The organism is Paraburkholderia sp. Ac-20336, assembly GCF_017105025.1.
GTDB lineage: Bacteria > Pseudomonadota > Gammaproteobacteria > Burkholderiales > Burkholderiaceae > Paraburkholderia.
The window spans coordinates 12894-30752 of sequence record NZ_JAAGPS010000025.1 but is presented as its reverse complement, the minus strand read 5'-3'; the positions used below and the strand labels follow the sequence as shown (position 1 = coordinate 30752).

Below are 17859 nucleotides of genomic sequence, written 5' to 3'. Positions count from 1 at the left end.
GCAACTCGGAGGATAACTCAGGGAACGACGGTGGCCCACGGCGCCGAAGCCAGGCATTCCGCCAGATAGTCCAGCAAGGCGGTAACGCGCGCCGGGCGCAGGATGTTGGGCGGCGTCACGAGGTTCACGTTGATCTGGCTGATTCGCCAGTCCGGAAACACATCGATCAGTTCTCCTCGCGTGAGCGCGTCCCAGACGATGAATTCGGGCTGGAGCGCGAGGCCTTGTGCCGCCAGAAGCGCCGGGCCGATCACATCCGCGTTGTTGCTGCGAATGCGGCCCTTCACCGGCACTGCGCATTTTTCACCGGACACGACATGCTGGAATTGCCATAGCTCGGGGGTCGGCAGATTCGTATAGATCAGACAGGCGTGGTGGGCGAGGTCTCGCGGGTGAGCGGGGCGCCCGTGACGTTCCAGATACGCGGGCGTTGCCACGAGCGGTCGATTCACGACGCAAAGCCGGCGCGAGCGCAGCGACGAATCGGGAAGCTCCGCAATGCGGATCGCCATGTCGAAACCGCCGGCCACCACATCGACGATCTGATCCGTGAGGACGAGATCGATTTCCACTTCTGGATAGCGTTCGAGGAACGCGGGAATCAACGGCGCGAAGTAACGGATTCCGAATGACATCGGTGCGGTGATACGAACCATGCCGCGCGGCTGAATCACCTGAGCCGATGTCTCGGCTTCCACGGCTTCCCCTTCGCTCAGGATGCGAATGGCGCGTGCCTTGGCTACCTCGCCGGTCGGTGTGAGCGAAAGCTGGCGCGAATTGCGGTAGAGGAGCGCCGTGCCGAGCCTGTGTTCGAGGCGGGAAATGGCTTTCGACACGGTCGGTTGAGAAATGCCCAGCGAGTCCGCCGCCTTCGCGAACGAGCCGGTTTCGAGAACGCGCGCGAAGATGGCCCACGCTTCGAGGTCAGGGAGTGTTGGCATGGAAAAAGAGAGCGGATACCGTTCTGTTCTTTCGGGAAGATGTCGGGAAAGCCATGTCGGGAAAATCACGTAAGCCGATATGGTATCGCGATACCGCGCGATTGCATGCCGACTTTCAGGCGCCGGGGCGGGGTGCTGCGAATGGGTGTGCCGCGCCAGGGTTGCGGGCGCGAAAGCCTTCACCTCGCGACAGATATGGAATGTCTTCTATTCCATTTGTTCTATTTGTAGTTGGCTTCGGGTCCGATAACATTTCACCTGGAAGCGTTTTTCATCTGTTGGCAGTATGCAGTGCCTTCTGTACCCGATTGCCAGGGCGGGCCAATAGAACAAGTGGAATCCACCCTCAGAACAATTGCATGCAAAGTCTTCCCGATCTAGAAGCGTGGGCGATTTTCGCGCGCGTAGCCTCAACAGGCTCTTTTGCGAAAGCGGCCGAAACGCTCGGCATGTCTCAACCCACGGTTTCAAAGGCGGTCATCAGGCTGGAGAAGCGACTCGGCGCGACGCTGCTCTATCGAACCTCGCGTCGAATCTCTCTCACGCCGACGGGCCTCAGCGTGATGGAGCGCGCCAAGCACATCGTCCGGGAGTTCGAGTCGATCGAAGCGGAAACGTCGGCGCATGCGCGGGCGCCCAAGGGGCTGCTACGCATCTCGGCGCCGATGTCGTTCGGCCTCAAGTATGTGGCGCCCCTGATACCGGGGTTTCTCGCGCGCTATCCTGAGGTGAAGATCGAAGTATCGTTCGACGACGCCGTCGTCGATATAGTCGGGGGCGGTTTCGATGTGGCGATCCGGATTGCCGAGCCGGAAGACGCGTCCATGCGCGCCCGCAATCTGTACCTCATGCGACGCATACTCGTCGCCAGTCCGGCATATCTTGCGCAACACGGGCCGATCGACCACCCGCGGGAAATCGGCGCGCATGCGTGTCTGTGCTACGCGAGTCATTCGACGTCTCTGTCCTGGCGTTTCCAGCATGCATCCGGTGAGGAATGCAGTGTGACGATCGACGGCCGGATGCGGACCAACAATGCCGAGTCGTTGATCCCGGCGCTACTGGCCGGCATGGGGATAGCGCTACAGCCGGAGTTCGTCGTGGCGGATGCCTTGCGGCATGGCGAGCTGGTCGAACTGCTGCCTGAATGGAAAATAGCGCAGGTCTATCTGAGTCTGGTCACGCCGTCGCAGGTTATCCGCTCCGCGCGTGTTGCGGCATTGCTCGACTATCTGTCGCAAAGTTTGTTGTCCACACCGTAGGCGATCGCTGACATAGCGCGAGGATGTCGCGCACCGCGATGCCGGCGCGACGGGTCGCGCCGGCATCTTCAGGCATCGCGTTCAAGGTCAGTACGAAAGCGACGCCTGCATATAGACCGTGAGCGGCTGCCCCACGTACTTCCCGCCGTTGTTATCGGTCGAGCGCGTGAAGTAGCGGCGATCCAGCAGGTTCTTGACGCCCACCGCCACGTCGAGGTTGTTGAGTTCCTTGCCGAAATGGTAGGCCGCGCGCAGGTTCACCGTCGCATAGCCGGGGATGTCGCCAAGGCGTCCCGTCGGATCTTCCTGCGTGACGTACGTCGCGCCGGCGTTGGGGTCGCCCGGCGAATGCTGCTTCGTCTGGGCGAAGAGGTCGGCATTGAAGGTCCACTGATTGCGCCGGTAGGTCGCGCCGAGCGTTGCGACCTGCCGGGAGTAGAGCGGCAGGTCGCGTCCGGCAAATACACCTGCCTTCGCAATCGCCTGCGTGTACGTATAGGTCGCGTAGACCGACAGCCCGTTCAGTGCCGGTACGAGGCTCCCGATGTCGTAGTGCACGGCGGACTCGACGCCGCGATGACGCGTCGCGCCGAGGTCCGTCCATATCCCGTCGCCGACGATCGAGCGGCTCAATTGCAGTTCCTGATCGAAGTCGATATTGAACAGCGTCAGCTCGCCGCCCCACGTGGGCCCGTTAAAGCGCGTGCCGAGTTCATAGGTCGTGGCCTTCTCGGGATGAAGCCCTTGCGTCGTCGAGGCGAGCTGCGAATACTGCTCGGGTCCGAATGACTGCCCGGCATTGGCGAACAGCGACCAGTTGTCCTGCACGCGATACAGCACCGACAGCATCGGCAGCGCCACGTGCGAATCGATCTTCGGATACAGCGCGCTCGTCACGGCGCCGTTGCTCAGGTTCGTCACGTTGTTGAAGGTGCGGATGATTTCATAGCGCACCCCCGGCGTGATGGTCCAGCGCCCGATGTCGATACGGTCGTCGATATAGAACGCGTTGGCGGTCGTGCCGCCCTGGCTCGTTTGATAGGCCTGTGACGCCAGCGTGCGCGCATCGATTCCGCTATTCGGATCGTAATACGCGGTACGGGCGGCCGTCTCCGAACTGGCTTCGTTCAGGAACCGGTAGCCGACGCTGATTTCCTGCACGATGCTGCCTATGTCGATGAGCCGTGAATAGCGTGGCTCGATCGCGAGGGTATGGTAGCCGCGCGGCGCGGAAGTCAGGCGGCGAAGCCCGGCCGTGGCCCCGCTGCCCTCCTGTTCGATATGGCTGCCACGGAACGAGTCCGTGTAATAAGCAAGGAGTTCGAAACTGTTGAGCGCATCCTTGTGTGTGTACTTGATCGAACCGTCGGTGCGCCGGCCGGTATAGTCGTCGTAGGGGCGAGTGGACTGGAACGGATCGTCGGCGTACTGCTGCGTGGTGAGGCCGCCGGGCATGCGTCCCTGTCCTTCGAAATGGTGCAGCGAGACGGCGATATCGTCGTTGACCGTGAATTTATAGGCGCCCTTCAGGATCACATCGTCGATATCGATGCGGTCGTTACTCTCGCGATACCCGTTGCCATGCGTGCCGGAGTAGAGAATCGCACCGCCGAGGCCCTTGGCGTTGGTGCCGCCGATAAACGCGCTGGGCATCGTCTTCACGTCGCCGCCGTGGCTATAAATCTCCGTGCCGACCGCGGCGTTTGCGGTGAATTGCTCGGGAATCGGCCTGGTCACGAAGTTGATGATGCCGCCCACGTTCTGCGGACCATAGCGAACCGAACCGGCACCGCGTACCACGTCGACCATCTCCAGGTTGCCGAGCGACAGCGGCGCCAGCGACAGCTGCGGCTGGCCATAAGGCGCGTAGGCGAGCGGAATGCCGTCCATCAGAATCGTGGAGCGCGGCGAGAGGCGCGCGGTCAAGCCGCGCACGCCGACGTTCAGCGAAATATCGCTGCCGCCCGTGCCATTGCTATCCTGAACCTGCACACCGGGAATCCCACGCAGGGCATCGCGCACGTTCATGGCGCCGCGCTCTTCGAACTCCTTGCGCTCGACGATGGTGCGAGCCCCCGGATGTTCCAGCAGCTTCTGCTCGGTCGGGCTGCCTAGCCAGTTGCCGGTGATCTTGATGGATTCCAGCACGTTCTCCTTCGCCGGCTCGGGCGCGTCGGCGTCGGCGGCATAGGCGGGCATGCCGAACGGCAACAAAGCCATGGCCACGGTAAGGCGCTTGTAGCGAATCATTCTTCTTTTCCTGAGGAAGTGGGACGTCGGTGGTGAGAGATCGGGTGTGCAGACAGGCGCAAAGTCCGCCGCGGAGTCAGCGGCCGTTCATCGGCAGTCCAGCGAATGGGGCGGGCGAGCATGCATACGGATGAGGCGCCACGACGCGAACGCGGTTGACGCCTGGGTCCGGAACAGCACAGGGAGAGAGGGATGCGCGGGTGCGGAAAGCGGTCCTGCGTTTGGCGCTATGCGGCTAGGCGGCCAGGACTGCGATGAATACCGACGCAAGCCGCTACGCCCTGCGATGTCCATTTCGATCGCGCTATCGCTGCATGACGGGGCGTGCTTCCGCTTGCGTCCGCGATGGACGGCGTTTCACGTCGTGGAGATGGAATTCAGTATGGCCAACTAAACAATGAATCATGTGAAGAACCGGAAACGATGACAACCGCGGAAAGGACCCGCAGTGCCTGACATGCTGGAAGCGCTTCAGGCAAGAGCGCGAGCCACAACTTTCAAGAAAATGCAAATGCGAATGATTTGCATTATTTCACAAGTTGAAAAGTTTGTGTAATGATTTCGAGAGGTGTTGGGTAGTCATGGCTAGGGAAAATACGTAAATTTGCCGTATTTTTAAAATTTAAACAGTGAAAAGGTCATGATTTTCTGGAGAAAAATTACAGTTGAAAATGGAAACCATTCGTATTTATAATGCGCTCGTTTCTTGGGGCGAAACGTTCCGTCGCCACTCACACGCTCAGCGTGAGCCGCGTTCGAGCGACGAAGACAACACGCAACCATGGCCGTTGCTGACTGACGCCGCTCATCGATCGTCAACCCGACACTACACGCGGCGCTTCATAGGCAGGACACTCCTTGATTGACGTAGCGATGAACCTGGCTTTCCTTACGATACGAGTCCGGCATGCGACGGCTGCGTAACCTCTGGCTCAGCGCGCACCGGTGGTTTGCGCTGAGTCTCGGCTGGATGCTCGGGCTCATCGGCCTGAGCGGCGCGCTGCTCGTGATCGCGCCGCCTCTCGACGAACAATTGCATCCGCAACTGTTCAGGGTGCTGGCCTACACCCACGACACCCACGCCCATCGCGAGGCGCTCCCGCTCGAAACGATCAGATCGAAGCTGCGTGCCGGATTCGGCGAGAAGGCGAGCTTCTCGTTTCTGCCGCCTCGCGAAGCGGACGGCAGCCTGTCGGTTATCGTGCGCGGCCCGTGGCGAGGCACGCTCTATCTCGATCCGTTCAGCGGCGCCGAACTGGGGCGGCGTGGCGAGAGCGAAGGGGTCGTCAACTTCCTGTTCAAACTGCACAGTTCGCTGATGCTGGATGATGTGGGCCGGTCGATCCTGGCGATCGTCGCGCTCGGTTATCTGCTGCTTCTGGCAAGCGGCCTCGTCTTATGGTGGCCGCGCGACTGGAGAGTGGGGTGGCGCATCGAGTTGCACAAAGGACTGACTCGCAGCCTTTTCGATCTGCATCGGGTCGCCGGTGCCACGCTCGGGGTCGTGATCGCCGTATCGGTTGCGACCGGCGCTTATATGGGCTGGCAGCCGCTGCGCAAGTTCGTCACCACGATCAGCGGCACCACGTCGCTGCATGCGCCAGCATTGCCCGTGGCCTCGCGCGGACGCGAGGCCACGCTGCCTCTCGATACGCTCGTGGCGGCGGCGCGCGCGGTGTTCCCGGACGGGCGCGTCTACCTCGTTCAGACACCGGCGAAAGCGGATCGGCCCGTACACGTCCGGCTGCATCTCCCCGACGATCCGCATCCGAACGGGCGCACGCTGCTCTGGGTCGATCCGGTGACGGGCAAGGTACTGGTTGCGCAGCGCTGGAATCAGGCCGATATCGGCGCGCGGGCTGTCTCGGTGGTTTATCCGCTGCATACCGGCGCGCTCGGCGGTCCGCTGCTCGAAGCGCTCGTGATGCTGGGCGGCCTCGCGCTCGCGGCCATGAGCGGGAGCGGGTTGTGGCTGTGGTGGCGCCGTTCGAGGCGAGTCGCGTCATCGTCGCGCGCCCGTGCGAGTCATCGGGGCGGGGCCGTCGAATGAGGGAGGGCGGCCGTTCATGGCGCCGCCGTCGGCCGATGTGTCCCGGCGCGGGTGCTGACAGCGGTTCGAGCCCCGCACGCCTGGCCGGAGCGGGATCTTCAGACCGGCCAAGCCCGCTCGCAAAAAGCGGCGTTCTCAAGCGGTTTTTTTCCGATTTCCGCCTTCTTCCGCGTATTCTTTTCGCCCGCGCCTTGCGCCGCGCCGCAACCCGCTCGGGACAAACAGCCATTGCCAGCGGGCGCAGCCTGTTTTACCGTTGATCCGACTCATCCTCGCGGTCCCGTCATGTTTGATCCCACTGAAGCCCTGTCACCGTTTCATCTGCGCCACGCCAGCATGGATGATTTCGAGTTTGCCGAGGCCCTCACGCGCAACAACATGGGCGGCTACTATCGCCGGCATCATCTGGTTTGGCGCAGCGATCTGTTTCTCGGCAGCTGGCGCGAGTCGGAGAATTTCATTCTCGAAGTGGATGGCGTGCCGATGGGCGTGCTGCGCATCACGGAAGAAGGCGATTCGCTGCATATCCGCGACGTGCAGATTGCCGAGGGATACCGGCGGCTCGGCGCCGGCACCTATCTGCTCGACATCTCGCATCAATGGGCGCGCGAGCGTGGACTGCACGAGCTGCAACTGCGCGTGTTCGTCGATAATCCCGCGGCGCGGCTGTATCAGCGCAAGGGCTACCGGCTCGCCGGGCCGCGGCTCGCGCAGCTCGGCGCAATTCGTCATCTGGCGCGGCGGGTTTGAGCGCGGCGCGAGACATGCGGCGCGCGCTTTATACGTTATTCACACGTTCTGCGGCGACTTCTCAGACGATCCTCACACGCGTGGCGCCGGCGCAGTGGTGCCCGGCTCACCGTCTCCAATGCGGCGCCGTGCATTCTGGGCATGGGCCGTTGCGTCGCGATTCAGCGTCCGGCCGGCTCCGCCGGATTCGCGCGATCCTGTGCCGTCTCTTCGTCCGCCGGCGGTTCACCGGCCTCGCCGTTGTCCACGCGATGCTCGGCGCCTCGTTCGATAAACGCGCGCGGGCTCGCGCCGAACGCACGGCGGAACATCGCGGAAAAGGCGCTCTGGCTCTGATAGCCCAACTCGCGCGCTACGTGCGAGAGCGGCCGTCCCTGGCTCAGCAGCGGAATCGCGCGCGCGAGAATCGCCTGCTGACGCCATTGCGAAAAGCTCACGCCGAGTTCCTGACGGAACAGCCGCGCGATCGTGCGCGTGCTCGCGCCGACGCTCGACGCCCATTGTTCGAGCGACTCGCCATGCGTCGGGTCCGCGATCACTGCCTCGCAGAGCGCGCGCAAGCGCTTTTCGTTGGGCATCGGCACGGACAGCGGCAGCGGCTCGGAGCGCGTCAGTTCGTCGAGCGCGAGCGCGCCGAGCAACTGCTCGCGCGCGGCGGACAGGCCCGGCATGTCGAGCGCGGCAATCACTTCGCGCAGCAGGTTCGACACTTCGACGACGCGCGGCGTGTCGAGTCCGGCCGGCACCGTGCTCTCGGTGATGTAGAGCGTGCGCAGGAACGCGTCCTCGACGGAGAACACCTCGTGCGACACATGCGGCGGCACCCAGATCGCGCGCGAGGGCGGCACCATCCACGTGGTGCCGGTGGTCGCGACGCGCAGCACGCCGCGCGATGCATACGCGACCTGCGCCCAGGCATGCGTATGACGTGGGATGCGCCAGCCGGCCGGCATTGGCCGCGAGCGCACGCGGATCGGATGCGTCTCGGTCGGCGCGGACTCGAGCGGAATGTCGGCGAAGCGGATGCGGCTCAACAGGTCGGAGTCGGCGGACGAAGTCATGGCGAAGCCCGGTACGGATGACGGGAGACGGCCGGCATGCGGGCCGGCCGCCGCGAATCACTGCGAGTGCGGTCATTGTAGAGGGCGGCTGCCTTGCGTTGCGGTCTCGTGGTCGAGAGCGAGGCGGGCGCGCATGAAGCGGCCTGCGGAAGTCGCAGCGTGACGCGGCCGCGGGGGTTCGCGACCGAGGTTGCCCGTTTTCTGGCGTTGCATAATGTCGCGACTGTCCGGCGTGTTCGTGGCGAACGTAGCGCGGGATAAACCACGGGATAAAACGCGGGATTGAAACCGCAGGATTGCAATCACTGCATTGAAATCACCACGGGGCCGCAACCGGATCGCGACACAGCCCGCGACAGGCGCGGCTAACGCGGCCCGACTCCTCACCTCAAGGAGACCCTACGACGATGCAGACCGTCTTTGTCTACGGCACGCTGCGTGCCGGTGAAGCGAACGACATCAGCGAAGCCGCCGCGCGTAACGACATCCCCGCGCCGACCTTGCTCGGCACCGCGAGCGTGCGCGGCCATCTGTTCGACTTTGGCCTGTACCCGGGGCTCGTGGTCGACGAGGCGGGCGTCGACGTATGCGGCGACGTCTACGAAATCGACGATGCGCTCGTTGCCGTGCTCGACGAAATCGAAGCCGTCTATCCCGGCGTCGAGGACCGCTTCCTCGCCCGCGAGGTCATGGTGAAGGTGGACGGCAACGTCGTGAACTGCCGCTTCTATCCGGTCACGCCGGGCGCGGTGAAGGGGCTGCCCGAGATCCGGTCGGGCGATTGGGTCGAGTATCGCCGCACGCGGTGATCGGGCGCGCGAAAGACCGAGTGGGTGAAAGGGCGCGATGTTTGCGCATCGTGTCCTGCCCATCGCGTCCGCGTGGTGGGTCCGCGCAAAGGCGGCACGCGAGAGACGGAGCGCGAAGTACGGCACGAAACATGGCAAGACGCACGGCAAAAAGCACGGCCCGAAACGAGATGTGCAAAGCACCATGGAAAATGGCGCGCCGCTAACCGCGTGGCGCGCCATTCTTTTATCTATCGAGTCGTAACAGCTCGGGCGATCGTCCGGGCCAGACGTACATCGAACCGCGCATCCACCCGTACATCAATCCGGCCACCCGGCCCGCAGCCTCAAATCTCCTCGTAAAGCGGCAACGTCAGAAAGTCGGTGAACTGCTCCGCCGTCGACATCTGCTCGAAAATCTGCGCCGCGCGCTCATACGGCTGCGTGTCGCCGCCCACCGTCTGCTTCACCTTGTCGAGCTCCTGCGCCGCGAGTTCGCGCACGAGTTCGACCGTCACCTTGCGGCCATCGTCGAGCGTGCCCTTCGGCGAGCGAATCCACTGCCACACCTGCGAGCGCGAAATCTCGGCGGTTGCCGCGTCTTCCATGAGGTTGTGGATCGGCACGCAGCCATTGCCCGCGAGCCACGAACCGAGGTAGTGAATGCCGACGTTGATGTTGTTGCGCAGACCCGCCTCGGTGATCGGCGTTTCCGGGCGGAAGTCGAGCAGATCGGCGGCGCTGACGAGCACGTCGTCGCGCTGCTTGCCGATCTGGTTCGGCCGGTCGCCGAGCACCTTGACGAACTCTTCCATCGCGACCGGCACGAGGCCCGGATGCGCGACCCAGCCGCCGTCGTAGCCGTCGCCGGCATCGCGAGCCTTGTCCGAGCGCACGCCGCCCATTGCTTTTTCGTTCGCGGCCGGATCGTTCTTGATCGGAATCAACGCGCTCATGCCGCCGATCGCCGGCGCGTTGCGCCGATGGCAGGTCTTCAGCAACAGCAGTGCGTAGGCGCGCATGAACGGCGAGGTCATCGTGATCTGCGAGCGGTCGGCGAGACAGAAGTCGCGGTCGCTCTTGAACTTCTTGATCGCCGAGAAGATGTAGTCCCAGCGGCCCGCGTTGAGGCCCGAGCTATGTTCGCGCAGCTCGTACAGGATCTCGTCCATTTCGAACGTGGCGAGGATCGTCTCGATCAGCACCGTCGCGCGAATCGTGCCGCGCGGCACGCCGACCGCTTCCTGCGCGGCGACGAAGAGGTCGTTCCACAGACGCGCTTCGAGATGGCTCTCCATCTTCGGCAGATAGAAGTACGGACCCGAGCCGCGCGCGACCAGCTCCTTCGCGTTGTGGACCATGTACAGCGCGAAATCGAAGATGCCGCCCGATACGCGCTTGCCGTCGACCTTCACGTGCTTCTCGTCGAGATGCCAGCCGCGCGGACGCACGATCAGCGTCGCGGTCCGGTCGTTGAGCTTATAGGACTTGCCGTTCTGTTCGAGCGAGATCGTGCGGCGCACCGCGTCCTTCAGATTGATATGGCCGGTGATCTGGTTGTCCCAGCTGGGCGCATTCGAATCCTCGAAGTCGGTCATGTAGGAATCCGCGCCGGAGTTCAGCGCGTTGATGATCATCTTGCGCTCGACCGGCCCCGTGATCTCGACGCGGCGGCATTGCAGGTCTTGCGGCAGCGGCGCGATCTGCCAGTCGCCGTCGCGCACGCTCTGCGTGGCGGCGAGGAAGTCGGGCCGCTCGCCCGCGTCGAGCCGCCGCGTGCGTTCGACGCGCGCCTGCAGCAACTGCTGGCGGCGCGGCTCGAACGTGCGATGCAGCGCGGCGACGAGTTCCAGCGCTTCGCGTGTGAGGATCGCTTCGAAACCGGGCTTGATCTCGCCGGTGATTTCCATGCCTTGCGGCAGCGACAGCGAATTCGTCATGTTTTCTCCTTGGTCGGTCAGATTGCAGAAAGTCGGATTGCGGAAAGGTGGAGGTTGAAAAGCAGTGAGTGGATGGCGCTGGCCGGATCGCCGCGCGGGCGCTCGTCAGGCGCGCGGGCCGGCGCGCTTGCGGGTGCCGTCGCCGCGCGGTTTTTCAGGCTGGCCGATATGGGGCGAGGGCGAATCAGGCGCTCGCAGGAACGCCAGCAGATCGTTCATGCCGCTGCCCGTGCCATGCGGCGTGACGCCGAGTTCTTCGAGCGGCGCGTTCTGCCGGTTGAGCCAGAACGTCGTGAAACCGAACCACGTCGCGCCGGCCACGTCCCAGCCGTTCGACGAGACGAACACGATCTCGCGCGCGGCCACGCCGAACGCGGCCGGGCCGAGCGCATAGGCGGCGGGCGAGGGCTTGTAGGCGCGCACGGCGTCGACGGACAGCACGTGATCGAAGAGCGCGCTCATGCCCGCGCTCTTGACCGCGATGTCGAGCATCTGCGGATTGCCGTTCGAGAGGATCGCGAGCCCGACATGAGGCGTGGTTGCCGCGGCTGTGGTGCTCGCGGAGCTTGGGGCTGGGTTCTGATCTGGGTTCAGACTCGGGTTCGACGCCGCCTCGCGCAACGCGCGCAGCACCGGCACCGCATCGGGAAAGGCGGACAGGCACGCGTATTCGTCCATCAGACGCTTTTCGGCCACGCGCCCGAGCGTGAGCTGCAGTTTTTTCGCGGCGAAGCGCAGGGCGTCGAGCGTGATATCCCAGAACGGGCGGTAGTGTTCGCCGGGAGCGTCGGTGCGCGCGGCGAGTGTGCGCAGTTGCGTGTATTCGATCTGCTTCTGGCGCCACAACTGCGAGAGCGCATTGCCGTGGCTGGGGAACAACTGCTCGGCGGCGGCGATCACCGAATGCACGTCGAAAAGCGTGCCATAGGCGTCGAAGATCACTGCTCGCGGGAAAGGTGTCGTTGTGGCCGACATTGCCGTGCGCTCCTGTCAGAGGTCGGGATCGATTGTATTGGTGACCTTAGGTGCTAAAAAATAGGCTAAAGATCACTTGATCTTTTACTTTCATATACCTAATCTGACGCCAATCGCCCTATTTCCGCCCCTTGCTCCTGCTCGCGGCGCGCACCGTTCATGGACCGTTTCAAGCAGATCGAGACTTTCGTCACCGTCGCGGCCAAGGGCAGCCTGTCCGCGGCGGCGCTCGCCGAGGGCGTCGCGCCCGCGATCATCGGCCGGCGCATCGATGCGCTCGAAGAGCGCCTCGGCGTCAAGCTGCTCGTGCGCACGACGCGCAAGCTCACGCTGACCTTCGAAGGCTCGGCTTTTCTCGAAGACTGTCAGCGCATCATTCACGACATGCAGAACGCCGAGGCGAGCGTGTCGGCGGGCGGTGTGAAGGCGAGCGGCCATCTGCGGCTGTCGGCGCCGGCCGGCTTCGGGCGCCGCCATGTCGCGCCGCTCGTGCCCGCGTTCACGGTCGGGCATCCGGACGTGTCGATCACACTCGATCTGTCCGACCGCCTCGTCGATCTCGTCAACGAGGGCTTCGACTGCGCGGTGCGGCTCGGCGAATTACCCGATTCGTCGCTGGTCTCGCTGAAGCTCGCCGAAAACCGGCGCGTGTGCGTCGCCTCGCCCGCGTATCTGAGCCGGCGCGGCGCACCGCATAGCCTCGCCGATCTCGCACGCCACAACTGCCTCGCGTTCGGCGCGAGCGCGAACCAGCAGCGCGGCTGGATGTTCCAGCAGGACGGCAAGGTGGTGTCGATCAAGGTGTCCGGCACGATGGAATGCTCGGACGGCGCGGTGCTGCACGAATGGTGTCTCGCCGGCCATGGGCTCGCGTGGCGCTCGTGGTGGGAGGTCGGCGACGAACTCGCGGCCGGCCGGCTCGTCACCGTGCTCGACGAATTCGCCGCGCCGCCGATCGGCATCCACGCAGTGTTTCCGCAGCGCCGCCATCTGCCGCTGCGGGTGCGGCTGTTTCTGGACTTTCTCAAGCATACGTACGGCGAGCCCGGTTACTGGGACTGAAGGCGGGGACGGACAGCGGAGACCCACTGCGGAGACCAATCGCGGAGACCGACGCGCAAGCGCCCGCCGGTCCCGGCATCGGGACAGACCCTTGGCCGGTCTCCGCCCGTATCGGCACGCACTACAATCATTCGAACAGCCTGCCCGGCGGGCTTCGTTGAACGCTGACGCCGCGCTGCGCGCAGCCGGCGACGGAGGGCATCATGTTCAGGCACATCCTGGTTCCGACCGATGGTTCGGATCTGTCACGCAAGGCGATAGCGGGCGCGATCGATCTCGCGCAGGTCGTCGGCGCGCGCATCACCGCGTACGCATGTCTGCCGCAATATCCGTACTCGCCGTTCTCCGACATCGCGGTCGAGCCGCCGGGCGAGTTTTTGCAGCGCAGCGAGCGCGAGGCGCAGGTGCATCTGCGCGAGGTGGAACTGGCCGCGCACCGGGTCGGCGTACACGTCGACAGCCGCACGAGCGTGCATCCGGCGCCTTACCTCGGCATCATCGAGGCGGCCGAGCAGGGCGGCTGCGACGTGATCTTCATGGCCTCGCACGGGCGGCGCGGGCTCGGCAGCCTGCTGATCGGCAGCGAAACGCAACGGGTGCTCACGCACACGAAGATTCCGGTGATCGTGTATCGCTGAATATCGCGTTGAACGTTGTGCCGGCGTCGAAAAAAAAGCGCGCCAGCGATAAGGCCGGCGCGCTTCTTGTTGCCGCACGATGCGCTGTGCGGATTTCCCCCTGCTGCGAGATTTTTTCTGTCTTGTCGTGCCCCGGCCACCGGGAGCCGGTTGCGGGCCGGCTTCGGCTCGACTGTCGGCCCCCGGCGGCGCGGTCCCTCCCTCTGGCGACGGCTCTCTGACGGAGCCGCCTGCCGTTTGCCGATCGTTGCTGCGATTCCAGGGCCATTCCCGGATCATTCCCGGGCCACGCATGGGACCGGCGACACCGCCCGGTCCGCGTGGCCCACTGCTTCGACTTCGCGGCGGGTGGGCCTCAGGCCACCTTCTTGTCGAAGAACTGCTCGTTTTCGGTCGAACCGTGCAGCGCGGTCGTCGAGGCTTCGCGCTCGACCGTCTGCGTCACCGCGTCGAAGTAGCCGGTGCCGACTTCGCGCTGGTGCTTCACGGCCGTAAAGCCCTTTTCGGCCGCCGCGAATTCCGCCTGCTGCATTTCGACGAAGGCGGTCATCTGGTTGCGGGCATAGCCGTGCGCGAGGTTGAACATCGAGTAGTTCAGCGCGTGGAAGCCGGCCAGCGTGATGAACTGGAACTTGTAGCCCATCGCGCCGAGTTCGCGCTGGAACTTCGCGATCGTCGCATCGTCGAGGTTCTTCTTCCAGTTGAACGACGGCGAGCAGTTGTACGACAGCAGCTGGTCCGGGTACTCCTTGTGGATCGCGTCGGCGAATTTCTTCGCGAACTCGAGGTCCGGCTTGCCGGTTTCGCACCAGATCATGTCGGCGTACGGCGCGTAGGCGAGGCCGCGCGAGATCGCCTGTTCGAGACCCGGCCGCGTGCGGTAGAAGCCTTCGACGGTGCGCTCGCCGGTCAGGAACGGGCGGTCGTTGTCGTCGATGTCCGAGGTCACGAGGTCGGCGGCTTCCGCGTCGGTGCGGGCGAGCAGCACGGTCGGCGTGCCCGAGACGTCGGCGGCGAGACGCGCGGCGGTCAGCTTGGCGACGGCTTCTCGGGTCGGCACGAGCACCTTGCCGCCCATGTGGCCGCACTTCTTGACCGAAGCGAGCTGGTCTTCGAAGTGCACGCCCGAGGCGCCCGCTTCGATCATCGCCTTCATCAGTTCGAACGCGTTCAGCACGCCGCCGAAGCCGGCTTCCGCGTCGGCCACGATCGGCGCGAAGTAATCGACGTAGCCTTCATCGCCGGGGTTCTTGCCTTCCGACCACTGGATCTGGTCGGCGCGCGTCAGCGTGTTGTTGATGCGCTTCACGACGAGCGGCACCGAGTTGGCCGGATACAGCGACTGGTCCGGGTACATTTCGCCGGCCACGTTCGCATCGCCCGCCACCTGCCAGCCCGACAGATAGATCGCTTTGAGGCCCGCCTTGACCTGCTGCATTGCCTGGTTGCCGGTCAGCGCGCCGAGCGAGTTGACGAACGGCTCGTTGTTCACGGCGGCCCACAGCTTTTCCGCGCCGCGCTTCGCGAGCGTGTGCTCGACCTGCACCGAGCCGCGCAGACGCACCACGTCTTCGGCCGAGTAGGTGCGCTTGACGCCCTTCCAGCGCGGATCGGTTTCCCATTGCTGCTTGAGTTGCTGCACTTGCTGTTCGCGGGTCATGGTCATGATGTGCTCCTTCTAGGCCTGTTATGGGGGATGGGTGACTCTGTCTTCTCGAAGCGTCGGGCCCGGCTGGGCGTTCTGTTTCGTGAAGTCTTATATAAGAGTCTAGGCAAATCGAAGGTCGCGCAACAGGCGCCGCAAAGCGTTTTTCCAATATTTATTTTTCAATAAAATCAATGCATTGAACTTGTAATTTCGTATTGAGAAACGATATTTCCCCTATTGCAATAGGCCGTCTTGTGCCTTGCAGCATGATTTTTTACGACACAAAAAAATTTTTCATATCGTGAAATTTTCGGTGGCGAGCGATAGACGAAAAAAAACCGGTGCCTGAGCACCGGTTTTTCCGGACCGACGGACAGCGGGGCGCTGTCCGGGTCCTGCTGCGTGTCCTGAACGGCAAACGCGGGCGGGTTCTTTCGAAACACGCCGCGCCGCGATCAACGACGCTCAGCCCGCCTGTTTAGCCGCCACGGCGCGCCGTACGCGGACCGTCGTTGCGACGCGCGCCGTAGCCGTCACGCGAGCCGTTGTAGCCGCCGTCGCGCGAACCGCCGTTGTTGTAGCCGTCACGCGAACCGCCGCCGGCCGACCGGTTGCCCCAGCTGTTGCTGTTGCTATTGCCATTGCCGTTACCGTTGCGCGAGCCGCCGTTGCCGTAACCGCCGGGCTTGCCCGAACCGTTGCCGAAGCGCCGGCCGTTGCCGCCCGGACGGCCGCGGCCGCCGAAGCCAGGACGGCCGTTGCCCGAAGGCGGCGCCTTGCGCGGCTCGAAGCCTTCGACGACGTTGACCGGCAGCGGCGTGCGCACGAAGCGCTCGATGCGCTTCAGCGCACCCTGTTCCGCATGATGCACGAGGCTCACCGCGACGCCCGAGCGGCCCGCGCGGCCGGTACGGCCGATACGGTGCACGTAGTCTTCGGCGAACTTCGGCAGGTCGTAGTTGAACACGTGCGTGATGCCGGGGATGTCGATACCGCGAGCGGCGACGTCGGTCGCCACCAGCACGCGCACGCGGCGCTCGCGCAGCGCGCGGATCGTGCGGTTACGCGCGCCTTGCGGCAGGTCGCCGTGCAGCGCGGCCGATTCGAAACCGGCGTCGGCCAGACGGCCCGCGAGCTGATCAGCGTCCATCTTGGTGGCCGTGAAGACGATGGCCTGGTCGAGGCCTTCGGCGCGCAGCAGATGGTCGAGCAGACGGTCCTTGTGATCGCGGTCGTCGACGTAGTGGACGGTTTGCGCGATGTTGGTGCGCTGTTCCATGCGCTGGACGATCTCGATGCGCTCCGGGTCTTTCAGCAGACGGCCGGTCAGCGAGCCGATCTTGCCGTCGAGCGTGGCCGAGAACAGCATGGTCTGACGCGTGGCCGGCGTTTCGGCGACGATCGTGTCGATGTCGTCGATGAAGCCCATGTCGAGCATGCGGTCGGCTTCGTCGAGCACGAGGATCTGCAGTTGCGACAGATCGATGCGACCGCGCTCGAGGTGGTCGATCAGACGGCCCGGCGTGGCGACGAGAATTTCGGGGTTCTTGGCGAGCAGCATCAGCTGCTGGCCGTAGGCGACGCCGCCGAGAATGCTGACGGTGCGCAGGCGCTTGAGGTGCTTGCCGTAGGTGGCGGCGGCGGTCGTGACCTGCATCGCGAGTTCGCGGGTCGGGGTCAGCACCAGCATGGTCGGACGCGCGACCGGCTGCGGACGGCGGCCGCGGCCACCGTCGGCCGGGCGCGGTTCGCGCGGCTGGTTCGCCTGGGTCTTTTGCAGCTGCGCGAAACGCTCGATGGCGGGCAGCATGAAGGCGGCGGTCTTGCCCGAGCCGGTCGGGCTCGACACCAGCAGATCGCGGCCGGCGATGCCGGCCGGTACCGCGCGCTGCTGCACCGGCGTCGGGTGCTCGTAGCCGGCGGCGGTCAGCGCGGAGACGACTTCCGCGGACAGGCCGAGCGACGCGAAGGTCGGTTTGGCGTCAGCCGGAGCGGCCGCGACGGGAGCCTCGGGGGTAAGACCGAGTGCTTCGTCGGCGATGGCGTTCAACGGGCTGGCGGAGGAATTGCTCGAAGTCATGTGAATCCTTGAAAACGATCCTGGGAAATTCAGGGAGTTAAAACGTCAACGCCAATCGGCATACCCAAGTCGTCGGATTCAGCGAGCAAAGAAGCAGCGAGCAAATCGAAAAACGGGGGCAGCTCGCAGCAATGAAGGCGAGCTTTTCGTTAGAAGCTGTATCGGATGCGACATGCCGACATGGCGTGCCGCCAGCCTTGGACTTGACGCCCGTAGAGGGCCAGGCAGGAGGGGACAGGTTCTAAACTGGATTGGAGCTAAACGCTACGGGGCGCTGCGCCGCCAGAGCCGCTCGGGAAAGCAGCACTAGCGATGAAGTGCAGGCCGCATTATATAGGTATTTGCTGCACTGCGCCACTATTCGGAATCGTCTGATCGGAAAAGTGTGCCGGAACGGGTAGGGCGGGTGAGTCG

Annotated in this window: 13 protein-coding genes; 6 read left to right on the top strand and 7 right to left on the bottom strand. The window is 64.2% G+C overall.

The window, feature by feature from the left end; genetic code table 11:
* Positions 1 to 17: 17 nt before the first annotated feature.
* Positions 18 to 941 (bottom strand): LysR family transcriptional regulator, encoded by a 924-nt coding sequence (locus GXB81_RS10810; protein WP_167282713.1) that lies wholly within the window; start codon positions 939 to 941, stop codon positions 18 to 20.
* Between the two features lie 359 nt (positions 942 to 1300).
* On the opposite strand from GXB81_RS10810, the gene GXB81_RS10805 reads away from it, so the two are divergent.
* Positions 1301 to 2203 carry a LysR family transcriptional regulator gene (locus GXB81_RS10805; RefSeq protein WP_205989108.1) on the top strand — a complete coding sequence of 301 codons (903 nt, stop codon included), beginning with the start codon at positions 1301 to 1303 and terminating at the stop codon, positions 2201 to 2203.
* Positions 2204 to 2290: 87 nt separating this feature from the next.
* Here the strand turns inward: GXB81_RS10805 and GXB81_RS10800 are convergent, their stop codons facing one another.
* The gene (locus GXB81_RS10800; protein ID WP_241016310.1) at positions 2291 to 4402 is read right to left on the bottom strand and encodes a TonB-dependent siderophore receptor; all 2112 of its coding nucleotides are present in this window, start codon (positions 4400 to 4402) and stop codon (positions 2291 to 2293) included.
* Between the two features lie 958 nt (positions 4403 to 5360).
* Here GXB81_RS10800 and GXB81_RS10795 point away from each other — a divergent pair.
* Positions 5361 to 6503 carry a PepSY-associated TM helix domain-containing protein gene (locus GXB81_RS10795; RefSeq protein ID WP_205989106.1) on the top strand — a complete coding sequence of 381 codons (1143 nt, stop codon included), beginning with the start codon at positions 5361 to 5363 and terminating at the stop codon, positions 6501 to 6503.
* 285 nt (positions 6504 to 6788) lie between these two features.
* Complete coding sequence (locus GXB81_RS10790) at positions 6789 to 7253, top strand: GNAT family N-acetyltransferase (RefSeq protein ID WP_167045142.1); 465 nt, start codon at positions 6789 to 6791, stop codon at positions 7251 to 7253.
* Positions 7254 to 7414: 161 nt separating this feature from the next.
* Here GXB81_RS10790 and GXB81_RS10785 read toward each other — a convergent pair whose 3' ends face one another.
* Complete coding sequence (locus tag GXB81_RS10785) at positions 7415 to 8314, bottom strand: helix-turn-helix transcriptional regulator (RefSeq protein ID WP_205989105.1); 900 nt, start codon at positions 8312 to 8314, stop codon at positions 7415 to 7417.
* Positions 8315 to 8721: 407 nt separating this feature from the next.
* Between GXB81_RS10785 and GXB81_RS10780 the strand changes: the two genes are divergently transcribed.
* Positions 8722 to 9123 carry a gamma-glutamylcyclotransferase family protein gene (locus GXB81_RS10780; RefSeq protein WP_167045146.1) on the top strand — a complete coding sequence of 134 codons (402 nt, stop codon included), beginning with the start codon at positions 8722 to 8724 and terminating at the stop codon, positions 9121 to 9123.
* Positions 9124 to 9449: 326 nt separating this feature from the next.
* Here GXB81_RS10780 and aceB read toward each other — a convergent pair whose 3' ends face one another.
* Both aceB and GXB81_RS10770 read right to left on the bottom strand, forming a co-directional pair.
* A complete protein-coding gene (gene aceB, locus GXB81_RS10775; protein WP_205989104.1) occupies positions 9450 to 11042 on the bottom strand; it encodes a malate synthase A in 1593 nt (530 codons plus the stop codon).
* 105 nt (positions 11043 to 11147) lie between these two features.
* Positions 11148 to 12017 (bottom strand): (S)-2-haloacid dehalogenase, encoded by an 870-nt coding sequence (locus GXB81_RS10770; protein WP_205989103.1) that lies wholly within the window; start codon positions 12015 to 12017, stop codon positions 11148 to 11150.
* Positions 12018 to 12176: 159 nt separating this feature from the next.
* Between GXB81_RS10770 and GXB81_RS10765 the strand changes: the two genes are divergently transcribed.
* On the top strand, positions 12177 to 13079 hold the full coding sequence (locus GXB81_RS10765; RefSeq protein WP_167282582.1) for a LysR family transcriptional regulator: 903 nt from the start codon (positions 12177 to 12179) through the stop codon (positions 13077 to 13079).
* A 203-nt stretch (positions 13080 to 13282) separates the two neighbouring features.
* Entirely contained in the window at positions 13283 to 13717 is a 435-nt protein-coding gene (locus tag GXB81_RS10760) for a universal stress protein (RefSeq protein WP_167045154.1), read from the top strand.
* A gap of 355 nt (positions 13718 to 14072) precedes the next feature.
* Here GXB81_RS10760 and aceA read toward each other — a convergent pair whose 3' ends face one another.
* Together aceA and GXB81_RS10750 are read right to left on the bottom strand one after the other, a co-directional pair.
* Positions 14073 to 15377: an isocitrate lyase gene (gene aceA / locus GXB81_RS10755; RefSeq protein WP_205193076.1), complete on the bottom strand. Its 1305-nt coding sequence runs from the start codon at positions 15375 to 15377 to the stop codon at positions 14073 to 14075.
* Positions 15378 to 15843: 466 nt separating this feature from the next.
* Positions 15844 to 17445, bottom strand: a complete 1602-nt coding sequence (locus GXB81_RS10750; RefSeq protein WP_205989102.1) for a DEAD/DEAH box helicase — start codon at positions 17443 to 17445, stop codon at positions 15844 to 15846.
* Positions 17446 to 17859: the final 414 nt, after the last annotated feature.

What these genes read in the sequence shown, in the direction of transcription:
- GXB81_RS10810 (WP_167282713.1), bottom strand. Translation starts at nt 941, where the DNA reads ATGCCAACACTCCCTGACCTCGAAGCGTGGGCCATCTTCGCGCGCGTT.
- GXB81_RS10805 (WP_205989108.1), top strand. Translation starts at nt 1,301, where the DNA reads ATGCAAAGTCTTCCCGATCTAGAAGCGTGGGCGATTTTCGCGCGCGTA.
- GXB81_RS10800 (WP_241016310.1), bottom strand. Translation starts at nt 4,402, where the DNA reads ATGCCCGCCTATGCCGCCGACGCCGACGCGCCCGAGCCGGCGAAGGAG.
- GXB81_RS10795 (WP_205989106.1), top strand. Translation starts at nt 5,361, where the DNA reads ATGCGACGGCTGCGTAACCTCTGGCTCAGCGCGCACCGGTGGTTTGCG.
- GXB81_RS10790 (WP_167045142.1), top strand. Translation starts at nt 6,789, where the DNA reads ATGTTTGATCCCACTGAAGCCCTGTCACCGTTTCATCTGCGCCACGCC.
- GXB81_RS10785 (WP_205989105.1), bottom strand. Translation starts at nt 8,314, where the DNA reads ATGACTTCGTCCGCCGACTCCGACCTGTTGAGCCGCATCCGCTTCGCC.
- GXB81_RS10780 (WP_167045146.1), top strand. Translation starts at nt 8,722, where the DNA reads ATGCAGACCGTCTTTGTCTACGGCACGCTGCGTGCCGGTGAAGCGAAC.
- aceB (WP_205989104.1), bottom strand. Translation starts at nt 11,042, where the DNA reads ATGACGAATTCGCTGTCGCTGCCGCAAGGCATGGAAATCACCGGCGAG.
- GXB81_RS10770 (WP_205989103.1), bottom strand. Translation starts at nt 12,017, where the DNA reads ATGTCGGCCACAACGACACCTTTCCCGCGAGCAGTGATCTTCGACGCC.
- GXB81_RS10765 (WP_167282582.1), top strand. Translation starts at nt 12,177, where the DNA reads ATGGACCGTTTCAAGCAGATCGAGACTTTCGTCACCGTCGCGGCCAAG.
- GXB81_RS10760 (WP_167045154.1), top strand. Translation starts at nt 13,283, where the DNA reads ATGTTCAGGCACATCCTGGTTCCGACCGATGGTTCGGATCTGTCACGC.
- aceA (WP_205193076.1), bottom strand. Translation starts at nt 15,377, where the DNA reads ATGACCCGCGAACAGCAAGTGCAGCAACTCAAGCAGCAATGGGAAACC.
- GXB81_RS10750 (WP_205989102.1), bottom strand. Translation starts at nt 17,445, where the DNA reads ATGACTTCGAGCAATTCCTCCGCCAGCCCGTTGAACGCCATCGCCGAC.